At 58.4% G+C, this 17,131-nt stretch carries 17 protein-coding genes; 14 read left to right on the forward strand and 3 right to left on the reverse strand.

The window, feature by feature from the left end:
• Window positions 1–2: 2 nt before the first annotated feature.
• The 10 genes from ACYZTU_RS18370 to ACYZTU_RS18415 all read left to right on the forward strand — a co-directional run bounded on the left by ACYZTU_RS18370 (window position 3) and on the right by ACYZTU_RS18415 (window position 9,493).
• Window positions 3–647, forward strand: a complete 645-nt coding sequence (locus ACYZTU_RS18370; RefSeq protein ID WP_282382198.1) for a cysteine hydrolase family protein — start codon at window positions 3–5, stop codon at window positions 645–647.
• A complete protein-coding gene (locus tag ACYZTU_RS18375; RefSeq protein ID WP_461964623.1) occupies window positions 644–1,975 on the forward strand; it encodes a glutamine synthetase family protein in 1,332 nt (443 codons plus the stop codon). Before ACYZTU_RS18370 ends, ACYZTU_RS18375 begins: the two co-directional genes overlap by 4 nt.
• The gene (locus tag ACYZTU_RS18380; RefSeq protein ID WP_461964624.1) at window positions 1,959–2,711 is read left to right on the forward strand and encodes an N-formylglutamate amidohydrolase; all 753 of its coding nucleotides are present in this window, start codon (window positions 1,959–1,961) and stop codon (window positions 2,709–2,711) included. The genes ACYZTU_RS18375 and ACYZTU_RS18380 overlap by 17 nt, the downstream gene beginning before the upstream one ends.
• Before the next feature lie 57 nt (window positions 2,712–2,768).
• On the forward strand, window positions 2,769–4,118 hold the full coding sequence (locus ACYZTU_RS18385; RefSeq protein WP_282382188.1) for an APC family permease: 1,350 nt from the start codon (window positions 2,769–2,771) through the stop codon (window positions 4,116–4,118).
• 119 nt (window positions 4,119–4,237) lie between these two features.
• Complete coding sequence (locus ACYZTU_RS18390; RefSeq protein WP_282382185.1) at window positions 4,238–5,254, forward strand: arginine N-succinyltransferase; 1,017 nt, start codon at window positions 4,238–4,240, stop codon at window positions 5,252–5,254.
• 61 nt (window positions 5,255–5,315) lie between these two features.
• Window positions 5,316–6,350 carry an arginine N-succinyltransferase gene (gene astA / locus ACYZTU_RS18395; protein ID WP_461964625.1) on the forward strand — a complete coding sequence of 345 codons (1,035 nt, stop codon included), beginning with the start codon at window positions 5,316–5,318 and terminating at the stop codon, window positions 6,348–6,350.
• A 434-nt stretch (window positions 6,351–6,784) separates the two neighbouring features.
• Entirely contained in the window at window positions 6,785–7,561 is a 777-nt protein-coding gene (locus tag ACYZTU_RS18400; protein ID WP_461964626.1) for a hypothetical protein, read from the forward strand.
• Window positions 7,558–8,199, forward strand: coding sequence for a transposase (locus ACYZTU_RS18405; RefSeq protein ID WP_461964627.1), 642 nt, complete (start codon window positions 7,558–7,560; stop codon window positions 8,197–8,199). The genes ACYZTU_RS18400 and ACYZTU_RS18405 overlap by 4 nt, the downstream gene beginning before the upstream one ends.
• A 38-nt stretch (window positions 8,200–8,237) precedes the next feature.
• A complete protein-coding gene (locus ACYZTU_RS18410) occupies window positions 8,238–8,414 on the forward strand; it encodes a hypothetical protein (RefSeq protein WP_461964628.1) in 177 nt (58 codons plus the stop codon).
• 209 nt (window positions 8,415–8,623) lie between these two features.
• Window positions 8,624–9,493 (forward strand): isocitrate lyase/PEP mutase family protein, encoded by an 870-nt coding sequence (locus ACYZTU_RS18415; protein WP_449645535.1) that lies wholly within the window; start codon window positions 8,624–8,626, stop codon window positions 9,491–9,493.
• Window positions 9,494–9,559: 66 nt separating this feature from the next.
• Here ACYZTU_RS18415 and ACYZTU_RS18420 read toward each other — a convergent pair whose 3' ends face one another.
• Both ACYZTU_RS18420 and ACYZTU_RS18425 read right to left on the reverse strand, forming a co-directional pair.
• On the reverse strand, window positions 9,560–9,862 hold the full coding sequence (locus ACYZTU_RS18420; protein WP_449645534.1) for a hypothetical protein: 303 nt from the start codon (window positions 9,860–9,862) through the stop codon (window positions 9,560–9,562).
• 344 nt (window positions 9,863–10,206) lie between these two features.
• A complete protein-coding gene (locus tag ACYZTU_RS18425; RefSeq protein ID WP_461964629.1) occupies window positions 10,207–11,280 on the reverse strand; it encodes a diguanylate cyclase in 1,074 nt (357 codons plus the stop codon).
• 191 nt (window positions 11,281–11,471) lie between these two features.
• On the opposite strand from ACYZTU_RS18425, the gene ACYZTU_RS18430 reads away from it, so the two are divergent.
• The 3 genes from ACYZTU_RS18430 (at window position 11,472) to hglS (ending at window position 15,395) form a co-directional block, all read left to right on the forward strand.
• Complete coding sequence (locus ACYZTU_RS18430) at window positions 11,472–12,926, forward strand: flavin-containing monooxygenase (protein ID WP_461964630.1); 1,455 nt, start codon at window positions 11,472–11,474, stop codon at window positions 12,924–12,926.
• Window positions 12,927–12,948: 22 nt separating this feature from the next.
• Window positions 12,949–13,905 (forward strand): alpha/beta fold hydrolase, encoded by a 957-nt coding sequence (locus ACYZTU_RS18435; RefSeq protein WP_461964631.1) that lies wholly within the window; start codon window positions 12,949–12,951, stop codon window positions 13,903–13,905.
• Between the two features lie 110 nt (window positions 13,906–14,015).
• The gene (gene hglS, locus ACYZTU_RS18440) at window positions 14,016–15,395 is read left to right on the forward strand and encodes a 2-oxoadipate dioxygenase/decarboxylase HglS (protein ID WP_461964632.1); all 1,380 of its coding nucleotides are present in this window, start codon (window positions 14,016–14,018) and stop codon (window positions 15,393–15,395) included.
• Between the two features lie 61 nt (window positions 15,396–15,456).
• Here hglS and ACYZTU_RS18445 read toward each other — a convergent pair whose 3' ends face one another.
• On the reverse strand, window positions 15,457–16,134 hold the full coding sequence (locus ACYZTU_RS18445) for a type 1 glutamine amidotransferase domain-containing protein (RefSeq protein ID WP_461964633.1): 678 nt from the start codon (window positions 16,132–16,134) through the stop codon (window positions 15,457–15,459).
• Window positions 16,135–16,579: 445 nt separating this feature from the next.
• Between ACYZTU_RS18445 and ACYZTU_RS18450 the strand changes: the two genes are divergently transcribed.
• Complete coding sequence (locus ACYZTU_RS18450) at window positions 16,580–17,098, forward strand: Hcp family type VI secretion system effector (RefSeq protein ID WP_461964634.1); 519 nt, start codon at window positions 16,580–16,582, stop codon at window positions 17,096–17,098.
• Window positions 17,099–17,131: the final 33 nt, after the last annotated feature.

Raw genomic sequence — 17,131 nt, forward strand, 5'->3', positions numbered from 1 at the left:
GGATGTTCACGCTCCCCCACCACTCGCCTCGGAATTTACCGTTCGTCACCGATCACACCGCGCTATTGCTGGTGGACATGCAACGCGCCTGGCTTGAGCCGCAGTTCGACCCGCACCTCGACGGGCCGGACGCCGAGTACTTCCTGACCCGCACCCGCCTGCAGGTGGTGCCCAATCAACGCCGGCTGCTCAGCGCCTTTCGCAGCGCCAGGCAAAACGTGCTGCACACGATCATCGAAAGCCTCACCGCTGATGGCCGCGACCGCTCGCTGGACCACAAACTCTCGGATATGCACTTGCCCAATGGCAGCCCGCAAGCGCGGATCATCGACGACTTGACCCCGGTAGAAAACGAAATCGTGCTGCCCAAGACCTCGTCCGGGGTCTTCAACTCCACCAATATCGACTACGTGCTGCGCAACCTCGAGACGCGGCACCTGATCATCGCCGGCATCGTCACCGACCAGTGCGTGGACATGGCCGTGCGTGATGCCGCCGACCGCGGTTACTTCGTGACGCTGGTGGAAGATGCCTGCGCGACTTACACAGCCGAGCGGCATCAGGCCTGCCTGAATGCAATCAAGGGTTACTGCTGGATCACCGACACCCAGACCGTGCTCGGCCGGTTGCAGGAGATGCAGCCATGAGCGAGCGCCTGCTGCCACTGCCCATGACCACCCTCGTCACCACCGACCTGATTGGCGTGACTCGCGGGCGCTCCTTTCCCACGGACGAACTCGAGCACTATCAAAGGGCGGGGTGTGGCTGGGTGCCGGCCAACAGTGCCCTGACCCCACAAGACATCATCGCCTCCACAAATCCTTGGGGCGCTTATGGTGATTTGCGGCTGATGCCCGATCTGGCCAGCCGAGTGACGGTCAATAACGGCCCGGATCCCGACGCCCCGGCGCTGGATTTTATTCACAGCGACATTCGCGAAACCGATGGACGCCCTTGGGGTGCTTGCCCGCGTACGCTGTTGCGCAACGAGGTAGAGCGTTATCGCGCCGAGTTGGGTTTGCAGGTCAATGCTGCATTCGAGCATGAGTTCAACATGAACACCGGCGAAGTTGAACACCTGGCGTTTTCTCTGCAAGCCCAGCGTCAGGGTGCCGAATTTGGTGGTTGGCTGCTCAGCGCCTTGCGCGCGGGTGGCGTCGAACCGGAAATGTTCCTGCCCGAGTACGGCAAGCATCAATACGAAATCACCTGTCGCCCGACCCTTGGGGTGGCGGTTGCCGACCGCGCGGTGAACGTTCGTGAAATCACCCGCGAGATCGCCCGGCAAATGGGCCTGGATTTGAGCTTCGCGCCCAAGCCCTCGGAGCAGGCGGTGTGTAACGGCGTGCACCTGCACGTCAGCCTGCTGGACCTGGCCGGCCAACCGGTGATGTACGACGCCGGCACCACCAATGGCTTGTCGACCCTCGGCCAGCACTGGGCCGCTGGCATCCTGCATTACTTGCCTGCGCTCTGTGCGTTTACTGCACCGACGCCGGTGTCTTACGAGCGTTTGCAGCCCCATCACTGGAGCGCGTCCTACGCGTGCCTCGGGCAGCGCAACCGCGAAGCGGCGCTGCGAATCTGCCCGACGACGAGCCTGGGCGGCAAATCGGTGGCGACGCAATTCAACCTGGAATTTCGCGCCATGGACGCCACGTCCTCGCCGCACCTGGCCATGGCCGCGCTGCTGATTGCCGGTCGGTTGGGCATCGAGCAACGCCTGGCCTTGAACGCCATCACCGATGAAGTCCCCGATTCCCTGAACGATGAACAACGCCAGGCGCGCGGCATCGTCGCCCTGCCCGCTTCCCTTGCCCAGGCCCTGGACTGCCTGCGCAACAGCGAGGCACTGATCGAAGCCCTGCCGAGGGCGTTGCTGGACACCTACTTCGCCCTTAAAACCGAGGAACTGACACTGACGGAACAGCTGTCGACCGCCGAACGCTGCGAGCACTATGCGCGCCTGTACTGAATCTGCTGAGCTCGGTCTTTACACCGAGCCCGCGTACACCTTGAGCCGGGAAGACTCCCAGCACCCGTTGATTCTGGTGTGCGAGCACGCCAGTCGTTTTATTCCTGCCGGGTTAAATGACTTGGGCCTGAGTCACGAGGCGGCCCGCGAGCACATCGCCTGGGACATCGGTGCCCTGGCGCTGGCCGAGGGTTTGTCGCAGGCATTGGGCGCAACGTTGTTGGCGGCCAATTATTCGCGACTGTTGGTCGACCTCAACCGACCGCGCCAAGCCCCGGACAGCATTCCGGCGCAGAGTGAAATCTATCAGGTCCCGGGCAACCGGGATCTCGACGAAGCCACCCGCGAGTACCGTCGGCAATCCTTGTTCGAGCCCTTTCATGCTCGACTGCACACCTTGATTGACCAACGTGTCGTTCAAGGGCGGCCTGTACGGGTGGTGGGCATTCACAGTTTCACGCCGGTCTATCACGGCCAGCCACGCATGCTGGAAATCGGCGTGTTGTATGGGCAAGCCACGACCTATGCCCAGCGTTTGATTGACGGTTTGAGCCAGCACCCTTTGAAGGTTGCCGGTAATGAACCGTACAAAATCAACCCGCTGGGCGATATGACCGTGCCGGTCCACGGCGATGCACGAGGCCTGGAGTCGGTGTTGATCGAGGTACGCAACGACCTGCTGCGCACGCCTGGAGACATCAGTCGCTGGACCGAATACCTGGCGCCGCTGCTGTAAAGGAATCGCTTCAAACTCGCAGCTTGCAGCTGCTTTCATCCCTAGGAGAATGGCTTCATGGAATTAGAAGAATTCGGCTATAAGCAAGAATTGAAACGCAGCTTGTCGCTGACCGACCTGGTGGTGTACGGGATGATCTTCATGATCCCCATCGCACCGTTTGGTGTTTATGGCTACGTCAACGCCGAGGCACCGGGGCTGGTACCGCTGGCCTACATCATCGGCATGGTGGCGATGCTCTTCACTGCCCTGAGTTACGGCAGCATGGCTCGGGCCTTTCCGATTGCTGGCTCGGTTTACTCCTACGCCCAGCGGGGCCTGAACCAGCACGTAGGGTTTATCGCCGGTTGGCTAATGCTCCTCGATTACCTGCTGATTCCGCCGCTGTTGTATGTGTACGCGGCCATGGCGCTGAATCATTTGTACCCGGACATTCCGAAGGTCGGTTTCATCCTGGCCTTCCTGGTCAGCGCGACCTTCGTCAATCTGCGGGGCATCACTTTCACCGCGCGAATGAACATCATCTTTCTGCTGGCGCAGCTGGTGGTGCTGGGAATCTTCCTGTTCTACGCCTGGAACGCGCTGCACAGCGGCGGCGGTAACGGTCAGCTGACACTGGCGCCGCTGTATAACCCCGAGACGTTCAACTTCGCCCTGCTGATGCAAGCGGTGTCGATTGCGGTGCTGTCGTTCCTCGGGTTCGATGCGATTTCCACCCTCGCCGAAGAGGTCAAGGGTGACCCGGGCCGCAGCGTCGGTAAGGCCGCGCTGATAACGCTGGTGGTCATGGGCGTGATCTTTGTCGTGCAGACCTGGATTGCGACGGATCTGGCGGCCGGCATGGGTTTCAAATCAGCTGACACGGCGTTTTATGAAATCGCTGAAATCGCAGCCGGCAGCTGGCTCGCCACCCTGACCGCCGTGGCTACGGCCCTGGCCTGGGGCGTTGCGGTGGCAATCACCTCTCAAGCGGCGGTGTCTCGTCTGCTGTTCGGCATGGCCCGAGACGGCAAGCTGCCGAAAGTACTGGCCAAGGTTCACCCCAAACACAACACGCCGTACGTGAGCATTTATCTGGTGGCCGTGCTGTCGCTGGTGATCTGCTACCTGTTCATCAACTCGGTGGACACCCTCACCTCGCTGGTGAACTTCGGCGCACTGAGCGGCTTCATGTTGCTGCACCTGACGGTCATCAACTACTACTGGCGTCGGCAGAAATCCGGACAGGTGATCCGTCACCTGATCTGCCCGGTGATCGGCTTCATCATCGTCGCGGCCATCATGTACAACATGGGCGTCGATGCACAGAAACTCGGCCTGATCTGGATTGCCCTGGGCCTGGTCTACCTGTTTGTACTCAACAAATTGGGCACCGGTACGGTACTGCCCGACCCGAGCAACGGCTGACAAGAAAAAGAGCGGCGTCTGACAAAAATTCAGGCGACCGCCGACATATCGCGTGGAAACCGACAGTGATAGTCAGGTTCGGTGCTAACCGCCGAACCCTTTGATACAGGAGTGCATCCATGCTGGTCTTACGCCCAGTCGAGTTAACCGACCTGCCCCAGTTGCAGCAACTGGCTCGCGACAGTCTGGTAGGCGTCACGTCCTTGCCGGACGACACCGAATGCCTGCGCGAGAAGATTCTCGACTCCTGCGCCTCATTCGAAAAAGACGTTGAGGGTCAGGGTCCGGAGAATTATTTCTTCGTGCTGGAAGATCTCACCCGAGAGCGTTTGGTGGGCTGCTCGGAGATCCTTGCCACCGCCGGTTTCAGCGAGCCGTTCTACAGCCTGCGCAACCGGCATTTCACCAGTGCCTCGCGGGAGCTGAACATCGAGCACGGCGTGCCGGCACTGTCGTTGTGTCACGACCTCAGTGGCCATACCTTGCTGCGAGGTTTTCATATTGACGCAGCGCTGGTACGAACACGGTTCTCTGAACTGCTGTCCCGGGCGCGGCTATTGTTCATCGCCGCGCACTCGCGGCGCTTTGCCGAAGCCGTCATCACCGAGATCGTCGGCTTCAGCAGCGATGAAGAGCAATCGCCGTTCTGGGACGCAGTGGGAAAGCATTTCTTCGACCTGCCCTACGCCGAGGCCGAGCGGCTTTGCGGTCTGGAGAGCCGAACCTTTCTCGCCGAACTGATGCCGCAATACCCGATCTACGTGCCGATGCTGCCCCAGGCTGCGCAGGACTGCATCGGCCGTATTCACCCCGATGGCCAGGAGGCCTTCGATATCCTCGAGCGCGAAGGGTTCGAGACCAACAGCTACATTGACCTGTTCGACGGTGGTCCGACGCTGTATGCGCGCACCCCGGGTATCCGCTCTATCGCCCAGAGCCAGACCGGCACGGCTCGGTTGGATTTGTCCATCGACGCACGCGGCAGCTTTCTGGTCAGCAACGATTCGCTGACAGACTATCGCGCCATCGTCGCCGATCTGGATTACCAGACCGGGGAACCTGTGGGGTTGAGCGCCGAGATGTGCGCCGCCCTGAACGTGACCGAAGGCTGCCCGATCCGGTTGATCGCCCTGTGAGCATCACCCGGCCCCGTGCCCAACGACAGCGCCCGAGCAGGCGTGCAGAAGGAGTTGCATCATGATTGTCCGCCCGGTTCACGTCACCGACCTGCCCGCCTTGCTGAATCTGGTGCACCAGGCAGGCCCCGGCTTCACAACCCTGCCGGCCAACGAAGAACGCCTGACCCACCGGATACGCTGGGCGCAACGAACCTTCGCCGAACAGGTCGAACGCGCCGATGCCGATTACCTCTTCGTGCTCGAAGACGACGATCAGCAACTGGTGGGCGTCAGCGGCCTGGCGGGCGCCGTGGGCCTGCGCGAGCCCTGGTACAACTACCGGGTCGGGCTCACGGTCAGTTCGTCACCGGACCTGGGTATTCAACGGCAGATTCCGACGTTGTTCCTGAATAATGAAATGACCGGCCAATCGGAGATTTGCTCGCTGTTTCTGCGACCCGATCAACGCCGGGGCAGTAATGGTCGATTGCTGTCGTTGGGGCGTTTGCTGTTTGTTGCCGAATTTCCGCACCTGTTCGGCGATAAACTCATTGCCGAACTGCGTGGCAGCGCAGACGAAAAAGGCTGTTCACCGTTCTGGGACAGTCTGGGCCGGCACTTCTTCAAAATGGATTTCAGCCATGCCGATCACTTGTCGGGGCTGGGCAGCAAGTCGTTCATCGCTGAACTGATGCCGCGCCAGCCGCTTTACACCTGTCTGCTCACCGAACAGGCTCAAGCCGTGATTGGCAAGGCGCACCCGAACACCGAGCCGGCCCTGAAAATCCTCACCGCCGAAGGCTTTGCCCATAAGGGTTACATCGACATCTTCGACGCCGGCCCGGTGATCGAAGCCCCGGTCTCGACTATCCGTACCGTGCGCGACAGCCAACCGCTGGTGCTGGCCATCGGCACGCCCGACGAGCAGGCCCCGGTGTGGATGATCCACAACCGTCGCCTGGAAAACTGCCGCATCACCGCCGCCCAGGCCAGACAGGTGGGCAACAGCCTGATTGTCGACCGCCTCACCGCCAAACGCCTGCAACTGCAACCCGGCAACTCGGTACGCGCCGTGCCGTTGCTCAATCAACAGCATCAAGCTGTTGCGGCGTGATTCACTCCAGTTTGAAACGGATCGAGCCAGTATAGGTTCAACTACGATCACCGTATTCTGAAGCGCCTCTCTCGAACTACCGCTAATGGCCAGCCACTGCGCAAGCGGTGCATGGAGCTGCAATCTGCATTCTCCAAAAATATCCGCTGACAACTAACAACATTAACTAACAACTACCTAATTGCCTTTAAAAATCGCCCCCTCCATACTCCAAAACATCAACCGGCCACACGAAACGAATTAACCATACAACCCATAAAAATAACCAATACCGCATTTTATATTTTTCATATGATCAACACTGAGACCCGCATTCTTTTTTACCAAAAACCTCACAACGACATTAAAAACTTAACTAGCGCGAAAAACCAGCACTGACTGCGCACCCCGACTAATAGTTGTCCAACCTCAAAAAATAAAAAGCAGAGCCCTTCATGATCGAGACACTTTTAAACGCCGATTTATCGCCAGCCCGACTTATGACCACTATCAAAACCTTCGACATCACCTCCGACATTAATAAACTGGTCAGCAAGGTGCGCGAAGACACCGTACGCCCCCATGCCGTTTCTCAATCCGCTGCGATCATGAAGTTAACGAACATCCATACCGGAACATTGCTACTGCACTGCAACGAAAGTGGAAATATCAGCCTCAAGGCACCTGACAGCGCACCCGCATCACAGTTGCTCTACACCGTTCCAGGGAACAGTATTTTGTTCGCCATCAACGATCAATCATTTCCCGTTCAGCTTTATGCGGTACAGGATAACCACCTGAAACTCGGGAAGCAGATCATCATCGACGCCGACAACCCATTGTTCATTGATGGCTCAAAGGTCCTGTTCGACAGCAATCCAATGGGCACCGGGCATGCGGCATTTATCGGCAGCATCAACCTGCCAGACAGGAGTGCAGACATTGGTGTATTTGATCGCACCTCATTGCGCAAAATCGCCTGGTTCCCTCATGACGATAGCGCCGCCCGTTACCTGGTGAGCCTTGAGTTACTTGAAGCCGCACAAGATCCCGAGGCCGGAAAAGTGGCCGAAGAACTGGTTTATCACTACCACCCTGCCGTTGCATGGAAAGCGTTTCAGTTGATTCAGCAAACCGATCCGCAGGCCGCACTGCATTACGTGCCGCTGTTGAGAAAACTGCAAAACAGTCGCCTGAACCATTTACTCGACGAGCAAAGTGAGGCGGCATGAAACTGGAGGCGTTTATTGAGCGTATGACAACTTACGACCTTGAGCGAGACAAGCCAAAAATCATAGAAGATTTGCGTCAACTGGCTACAAATCGAACGTTGCTGAGCGAGCACCTTTACACCACTATTCAGCGAGAAGGGTTTAGTACTAATAACAGCCTCTACAGTTCTTATGCTTTTGTACTGGCCTACAATGATATGTTTACAGTTCGCCTGGGCTTCTGGTCTCCGGTCACGTCACAAGACGAAAGTGAAACGTTCATCTATGATCTAAACCACACACACGACTTTGAAATCTATGCCGTGGGTTATAGCGGCGATGGGTACACAACTGTCACACGAAAGATACTTGACAATACACCAATACAAACCGGTGCCAGACCAGCACTCAGTGAAGAGCGCGTACTTAAACTAGCACCCGGAGAGGTTCTGCACATGCTCCCACTAAAGGAAATACATAAACAACTTCCACCCAGAACAATGTCCGCATCGTTGAGTTTACTTATTCATCCTCAACGATCGGATATAACCGAAGAAGCTTGGTGCTTCGACGAAAACCATGTACCGACTTACCCCGGTATTGCTATGCAGGAAACAGCATTCTTTGAAAGCACGCTGTCACTGCTTCAAGGCGAGTAGCCATTGGCTACCCCACTAATCTTTAAAAGGAAATCATTATGAACAAGCCAATGAACAACTGGAACGAAACTCCGCTTCTGTGCGCTGGAACCAACGTAATCAACACGCCGGTCAAGACAACGTCGGTAGCTCCATGCTCCAACTTCATGCCTCGTTATAACGTGGGTAATATCCACGAGATCAAGAAAATCTGGGGCGTGCCGGCCCAAGGCTGAAATCGCTCTCTTTTTAAGCGCACTGCCAAGGCTGCAGACTGACAAGGTCTGCAGCCTTTTTTTCGCCAAGAGGTATCGCTCAGCGATCAACTGCAGGCCTCTACAAATTCGTCATCATCCTTCCCTCGCCCGCGTGATAGCCTTTTACTCCTTCGGCGTTGACACTTTTGCTCAAGCCCTTCCATTCCCATTGCAGTGGTGGAACTCATATGTCCAGGCTTTCTCATCAGGATTTACGCCGTAACTTTCGCGAGCTGTTCGCTTCCAACGCCTGCTATCACACGGCGTCGGTCTTCGACCCGATGTCGGCCCGTATTGCTGCTGACCTGGGTTTCGAAGTGGGGATCCTGGGCGGTTCGGTTGCGTCGTTGCAGGTACTGGGCGCACCCGACTTTGCCTTGATCACCCTCAGCGAGTTCGCTGAGCAGGCCACCCGCATCGGCCGTGTTGCCCAGTTGCCGGTCATCGCCGACGCCGACCACGGCTACGGCAACGCGCTCAATGTCATGCGCACCATCGTCGAACTCGAACGCGCCGGTGTGGCGGCCCTGACCATCGAAGACACGCTGCTGCCGGCCCAGTTCGGCCGCAAGTCCACCGACCTGATCGGGGTGGCGGAAGGCGTCGGCAAGATTCGCGCGGCGCTGGAAGCCCGGGTCGACTCGGAGATGGCGATCATTGCCCGCACCAACGCGGGGATTTTGCCGATCCAGGAAATTATCAGCCGCACAAAGCACTACCAACAGGCCGGTGCGGACGGGATTTGCATGGTGGGTGTGCAGGACTTTGACCAACTGGAACAGATCGCCGAGCACCTGAGCGTGCCGCTGATGCTGGTCACCTACGGCAATCCACTGTTGCGTGACGATAAACGTCTGGCCGAACTTGGCGTGCGGGTCACTATCGATGGTCACGGCGCCTACTTCGCCGCGATCAAGGCCACTTACGACAGCCTGCGGGAACAACGGCAGATCTTTACTCAGGCGTCGGACCTGAGCGCTACCGAGTTGACCCACACCTATACGCAGCCTGAGGAATACATCCGTTGGGCGGAAGAGTTTATGAGTGTTAAAGAGTAATGATGGCCAGAGTGTTTTGCCTGTGCCGAGGGAGCTTGCGCCCTCGACACAGAACTCACTCGCCTGTCAGGCCGGAGTCTTGAACTCCACCTCCCGCTGCAACGCCCGCGCCTGAACCACATCCAGCATCGCGCAGCCTTCACGCATCAACAGATGAACCGCCCGGGTAACGCGCGTCAGATCGCAATCGGAAATGTCTTTGAGGTTCAGGCTGGACAAGGTGTCCGCCAGATCACGAACCACGGTGAAGCGATGCGCAGCGCAAGCGGCGATGTCGCTGAGTTCTTTGTGGGTGTTGATGAAGAGCACCGGGGTTTCGGCGTCGTAGGTGTCGATGGGGAGGTAACGGGGCATGACTTGGTCGAACATGGGTGTAACTCCAAATAGAGCAACCACCGTTCGCGGCCAAGCGAATAAGGTGGCAGCTGTGTGCGGGTTGGCCGACCGGCACACCCACATCCGGCACACCCGAGGGTGTCCCGCGCACAGCTGCCATAACACGATGCTCAGACATAAAAAGGTCTAAACAATGACGCTGATGCGTTTGGGGTGACCGACCGGCCAAGGTCGCTCGCGGTGTTTTCCGCGAGCCCGAACTATAGGGGTCGATGCCGAAACGCGGCAACAGGGTACGTCGTAGGAAACGTCTTGGAAAGTTGTGCGCCACAAGTTGATCGCTCCCACGCTCTGCGTGGGAACGATCACATCACGTTTCACACCGAATCGAGTAATTCGTGATGAAGATTGCCATCGCCGCAGCAGATGACGCGGTTACGACCGGTGGCTTTGGCTTCGTAGAGCGCCTGGTCGGCGTCGTTGAGCCACAGGGTCGCGTCGGTGTGGGCCGGGTCGAAGGCGGCCAGGCCAATGCTCAGGCTGACTTTCAGCGTCGGGCTCTGCTCGTAGCCCAAGGTGGCGAAGCGATCACGCAGGGCATCCATGACGACCGCAGCGCTCGTGAGCGGAAGGTCCGGGAGGATCACGCAGAACTCGTCGCCACCGTAGCGCCCGGCAACATCAGCCGCGCGCAGGTTCTGCTTGAGCATTTTGCTCAACTGACGCAGGACGATGTCCCCGGCAACGTGGCCGTACGTGTCGTTGATGGTTTTGAAATGGTCGATGTCGATCAGCGCAATCGCCCCGCCCTGCTGCTGACGTTTGCAACGCTGGAATTCGACTTCCAGTTGATCCTTCCAGGCGCCGTGGTTCAGCAGGCCGGTGAGGCTGTCGGTGCGGCTCAGGGCCAGCAACTCACGCTTTTGGCGGCCGAGGGTGTGGGCCTGGCGGAAGCAGATCCAGCCCAATGCCAGCGGATACAAACACATTAAGGGTAGGCAGGCATACAGCTGCATTTGGCTGGTTTGCGGGATAAATGCGGGGGTGAAAATCAGCAGTCCGACACCTATCCCGAGCATCTGCGCCACGGTTCCCGCCAACAGGAAACGCAAACCGCCAATGGCCACATTGTTCATCGCCATCATGGCCAGGGTCGTCGCGCCGGGAAGCGGATTGAACTGCATGGCAGCGACCCAAAAGCCGCCGAGAAAGGCGTCCACCAGCAGGTTGCGGTGTTCGGCGTGATAAGGCACTTGCGCGCGGCGCGCCCATTGATAAGCCAGGTGCGGCCAGAGTACGGCGTTGAGCAGCATCGCCACCCAGACCCACGGTGCAGGGTTGAGTGGATACATCGCCGCGCTCACGAGCAACAGCCCCAAAGCTAATCCCAGGATTCGCGATGTATAAAGCCTCCTGGCCAGTGAAAGTCCTTTTCCTCCCGTTTTTCCCATAGGAGCCTCTGCGCCACAGAACGGAACCTGAAACACAGGGTTTCAAGTGTGGTGAGAGTCTATCAGGGCAACGGCAAATAGCCATCACCGGCTGGCGGTCTGAATACCCAGGCATAGCCATGAGGCGGGCGCCCAATGTTTGGCTATACATGAAAGGAGGGTTCGATCATTAACGATAAAAAAGGAGGCCCATGCAAACCTTTCAAGTGTTGATCATCGGCAGCGGTTTTGGCGGCCAGTGCGCGGCGATCAATTTGCTCAAGGCAGGCATCAGCGATTTCCGCCTGCTGGAACGGCGGGACTTTTTCGGCGGCACCTGGTGCCAAAACACCTACCCAGGTGCCGCGGTCGACGTGCCCTCGCCGCTTTATTCGCTGTCCTTCGCGCCCTACCGCTGGACGCAAATGTTCGCCGAACAGGCCGAACTGCACCACTACACCCAGTACGTGGTGGAACACTTCGGCCTGCGAGACAAGTTGGAACTGCAGGCCAATGTCGAGCGCATCGAATGGGACGACGATGGCAAACGCTGGGCGGTGCACACCGTCAGCAAAGGCACGTTTCATGCGCAGTTCCTGATCAACGCCACAGGGCCGTTGAGCCAACCCGTGATCCCGCACTTCGACGGCCAGGAGCGGTTTCAGGGCAAGACCTTTCACACCAACAACTGGGACCACGCCTACGATTACCGGCAAAAACGCGTGGCCATCGTTGGCAGCGGCGCCAGCGCGGCCCAGGTGATTCCGACGATTGCCCCGGACGTCGAGCATCTGCATGTGTTCCAGCGCACGCCCCACTGGGTATTGCCTCGAGCCGACCGCGCCTTCGGGCCTGTCCAGCGTTGGTTGCTGGGACTCAAACCCGCCTACAAGCTGTTGCGCTGGATGATCTACTGGCAGTTCGAAACCCGAGTGATTGCCTTCAAATACTCACGGCCGGCAATCCGTTTGGTCCAGCAACACGCACTGCGCGTTCTCAAACGGCAAGTGCCCGATCCGGAACTGAGGCGAAAACTGACGCCGGATTACGCAATCGGCTGCAAACGGATAATCGTCTCGAGCACCCTGTACCCGGCACTCGGTCGCAGTAATGTGACGCTACACAGCCGCGAGCAAGGCATCGTTTCCATCGACGAAACCGGCATCGTCACCCAGGACGGCCAACACATCGACCTGGACCTGATCGTCTGGTCCACCGGTTACGACGCCACCGATGGGGTGATTTCTTACCCGGTCACCGGAAAAAACGGCAAGCAACTCAGCGATTTCTGGGCGCAGTACCCGCGGGCCTATCTCGGCACCAGCCTGCCGGACTTCCCCAATCTGTTCATCGTCACCGGCCCCAACACGGGCATCGGCCACACCTCGGCGTTGTTCATCATCGAATCACAGATGAATTACATTCTTGATTGCATCCGCACGTTAAAAGAACACGGTTTGCGCAGCATCGAAGTACGCCCCGAAGCAGAACGTACCTACACTGAAATGATCCACCGGGAGATGGAACGCACCGTATGGAAGTCCGGGGGCTGCCACAGTTGGTATCAAAGCAAGAGCGGCCATGTGATTGCGATGTTTCCGGGGTTCAGTTTCAGCTATCACCGGTTGACCCGGGCGCTGAAACCCGCCGATCACATTCTGTCCTGATCACGTAGAAGGAAGATGCCTGATGCTTGTGTTGGTTGTCGCAATCGCAGTTTTCGTGGCCTGGAGCTGGTTGAGTTACCCGGCCATCGGTCATTGGCTCTATGACTTGAGCATGTCGATAGAGGCGAAGCTGTATCGACTGCACAAAATTGTTGTGCCGATCGCCGAAATGACCGTTTCGACCTGGCAAGGCGGGCCGTACGAAGCGTCCAGCAGTGTGCTGATGCTCCACGGTTTCAGCGCCGACAAGAACATCTGGCTGCGTTTTGCCCGGCACTTTGTCGGCAGCTATCGGGTGATCATCCCCGACATCGCCGGCCATGGCGAAACCGGCTTCAAGGCGGGTGGCGGCTACGACATTCCTTTGCAGGCCAAGCGGATGATCCAGTTGCTCGATGTCTGCGGCGTCGAGAAAGTCCATGTGATCGGCAACTCGATGGGCGGTTACATGGCGGCGTGGCTCGCGGCCACGTATCCCGATCGCATTGTTTCGGTCGCCCTGATCGACCCGGCGGGCGTCACCGCCCCCGAAGTCAGCGACCTGGAGCGACATTTGGCCAAGGGCCACAACCCGTTCCTTATTCATTCACGGGAAGAATTCCAGCGTTTCTACGCCATGACCATGGCCGAACCACCGTGGGTGCCCAAGGTGGTACTGGACGCCATCGCCCAGCGCTATGAACAGCAATGCGAGGAGCTGGAAGAAATCTTCAAAGACTTGCGCGCCAGCCCGCCGATGGAGCCGAAACTGCCCGACATCAAGTGCCAGGCGCTGTTGCTGTGGGGGCACAAGGACCGCTTGATCGATGTCAGCAGCGTGGCGATCTGGAGCAAAGGCATCGCTGATCTGCGAGTGGAAGTCTGGGACCACACCGGTCATATGCCGATGGTGGAACAGCCCACGAACACGGCACGGTTATATCTGGAGTTTTTGGCATCGCTGCGCTCGGAAAGCCCCCAGGATCAGCGGCTGCACTGAACCAGCAGTCCTTTGCAGAATGAAGTTCGTAAGATTCTTCGTTTGTCGGCGCCGCGCAAGGCTGCGATCTTTTCCCGCATCCTTTACGTCACCGCACCAGGAATTTGTTCATGAACCACCCGAACTTCGTCAGCCCTGACCTGATCCGCCAACGCTTCTCCAAAGCGATGTCCGACATGTACCGCGAAGAAGTGCCGCTGTACGGCAAGCTGATGGAACTGGTGGAACAGACCAACCATCACGTGCTGGACAGCAACCCGCAGATCGCCCGACAGTTGGACAGCACCGGCGAAATCCAGCGCCTGGACCTGGAGCGGCATGGCGCGATCCGCGTCGGCACTGCCGATGAACTGGCGACCCTCGCCCGGCTGTTTGCGGTGATGGGCATGCAGCCGGTGGGTTATTACGACCTGACTCCGGCCGGCGTGCCGGTGCATTCCACGGCTTTTCGCGCGGTGCATGAGGCGGCGTTGCAGGTCAGCCCGTTCCGGGTCTTCACCTCCCTGCTGCGCCTGGAACTGATCGACGACCTGGAACTGCGAGCGTTCGCCCAATCGGTGCTGGATAAGCGTTCGATCTTCACGCCCACCGCGCTGGCCCTCATCGATCGCGCCGAAACCCAGGGCGGCCTCACCGAACAAGAAGCCCGGAACTTCGTCGAGCAGGCGCTGGAAACGTTTCGCTGGCACCACACCGCCACCGTTACCGCCGAGCAGTACCGCAAACTCAGCGCCCAGCATCGCCTGATCGCCGACGTGGTGGCGTTCACAGGCCCGCATATCAACCACCTGACGCCGCGCACCCTGGACATCGACATCGTCCAGGCGCAAATGCCCGCCCACGGCATCACCCCCAAAGCGGTGATCGAAGGCCCGCCCCGCCGTCAGTGCCCGATCCTGCTGCGCCAGACCAGTTTCAAAGCCCTGGACGAACCTGTCTCCTTCACCGATCAAACCGAGACTCGCGGCAGCCACAGCGCCCGTTTCGGCGAAATCGAGCAACGCGGTGCCGCACTCACCCCCAAGGGCCGGACGCTTTACGACCGCTTGCTCAATGCGGCCCGGGACGAACTCAAGGATTTCCCCAATGAGGGCAATGCCGCACGTTACAACGCGCTGATGGCACAGCACTTCAGCGAATTTCCTGACACCTACGAAGGCATGCGCCAACAGGAACTGGCGTACTTTCGCTACTTCGTCACGGAAAAAGGTTTGGGGGCCGATGAGCTGAAATCGTTGACGCTGGAAGATCTGCTCAGCGGCGGGTATTTGCAGGTTGAACCGTTGGTGTACGAAGATTTCCTGCCGGTTAGCGCAGCGGGAATTTTTCAGTCGAACCTGGGGGATGCGGCGCAAACCCACTATGGCGTGCATTCGAACCGACAGGTGTTCGAGAAGGCCCTGGGGCGATCGACGATTGATGAGCTGGCGTTGTATGCCGAGACGCAGCGGCGCTCGATCGAGGAATGTTTCGCCGCATTGGACGATTAAACGTTAACGCCTCAAAAAGATCGTCCGAAGCCTCGGGCTGCTTACGGACGATCTTTTGATCTTATTTCAGCTTCGCCAACAACGCCTCGGCGGCGGCCTCAGACGACGCTGGATTCTGACCGGTTATCAACATCCCATCCGTGACCACATAACTCGCCCAATCCGCCTCCTTGGAATAAATACCCCCCTTCTCCTGCAGCATGTCCTCCACCAAAAACGGCACGACGTCCGTCAGTTGCACAGCCTCTTCTTCGGAATTGGTGAAGCCCGTCACGCGCTTGCCTTTGACCAACGGCTGGCCGTCCGCGCCCTTGACGTCACGCAACACCCCGGGGGCGTGGCAGACGGCCGCGACCGGCTTGCCCGACTTGTAAAACGCCTCGATCAGAGCGATCGAAATTTTGTCTTCGGTCAAATCCCACAGTGGGCCATGGCCGCCCGGGTAGAAAATCGCATCGTAATCTTCAGCTCTCGCGCTGCTCAGCAGAGCGGTAGACGCCAAGGCGGACTGGGCGGCGGAGTCTTTACGAAAGCGCTCAGTGGCCGCGGTTTGCGCGTCCGGCTCGTCGCTTTTTGGGTCCAGCGGTGGTTGGCCGCCCTTGGGCGAGGCCAAGGTCAGCTGAGCGCCGGCGTCCTTGAAGGCGAAATACGGAGCGGCGAATTCTTCCAGCCAGAAGCCGGTTTTCTTACCCGTATTACCTAATTGATCGTGGGACGTTAAAACCATCAGGATCTTCATCTCGTTCTCCTTGAGTTCGCAGATGTTCATTCATCTTGGCGCTGAGTTTGACCTCCAGGCGGCACTGTTCGTTGCACCTGTCACCCTAGCGGTTCTGCTAAAGGTTTTCGGCCGATAAGACGATTGCTCACCCGGATGATGGCTAACCGCCTTGATGCGCAAGAAGTTGCGCACTCAACGCTGAGAAAGCCCTTTCCGGGTCGCTGATCGCCCGGCCTGTCAGGCGCTCCAGCCAAGTGCGCAAGAAGTTGCGCAGTACTGCGCAACTTCTTGCGCACATTCACAGGCGATCTCTGCCAGAAACTCTCAGCAAACGCTGAAAAATACCTCAACCACTTGATTTATATAGCGTTAACCGTTTCTGGCACGGATTTTGATAACAGTCAGGCACCCACCGGGCGATACCGCCTCCCGGGCACCCTCACTTTTAGCAAGGAGCACATCCATGGCTACACCAGCGTATATGTCCGTCACTGGCGAAAAACAAGGTCTGATCACTGCCGGCGCGTTCACTGCCGACTCGGTTGGCAACACCTACCAGGAAGGTCACGAAGACCAGGTCATGGTTCAGGCGTTCAGCCACGACGTGATCATCCCGCGTGACCCGCAGTCCGGCCAACCGACCGGTCAGCGCGTACACAAGCCAGTCGTGATCACCAAGGTATACGACAAGGCTTCGCCACTGCTGCAGGCGGCTCTGACCTCCGGCGAGCGCATGAGCGAAATCGTTATCCAGTGGTACCGCACCTCGGCTCAAGGTACCCAAGAGCACTACTACACCACCAAACTTGAAGACGCGATCATCGTCGCCATCAACAACAAAATGCACAACTGCCAGGATCCGTCGAACTCGCACTTCACTCACCTGGAAGAAGTGCAATTCACCTACCGCAAAATCACCTGGACCCACGAAGTATCCGGTACTTCGGGTTCCGATGACTGGCGTTCCCCAGTCGCTGGCTAAGTCTGGCCGACCGTTTCAAGCATCGGCCAGCTC

This window comes from Pseudomonas sp. HLT2-19-2 (assembly GCF_054898005.1).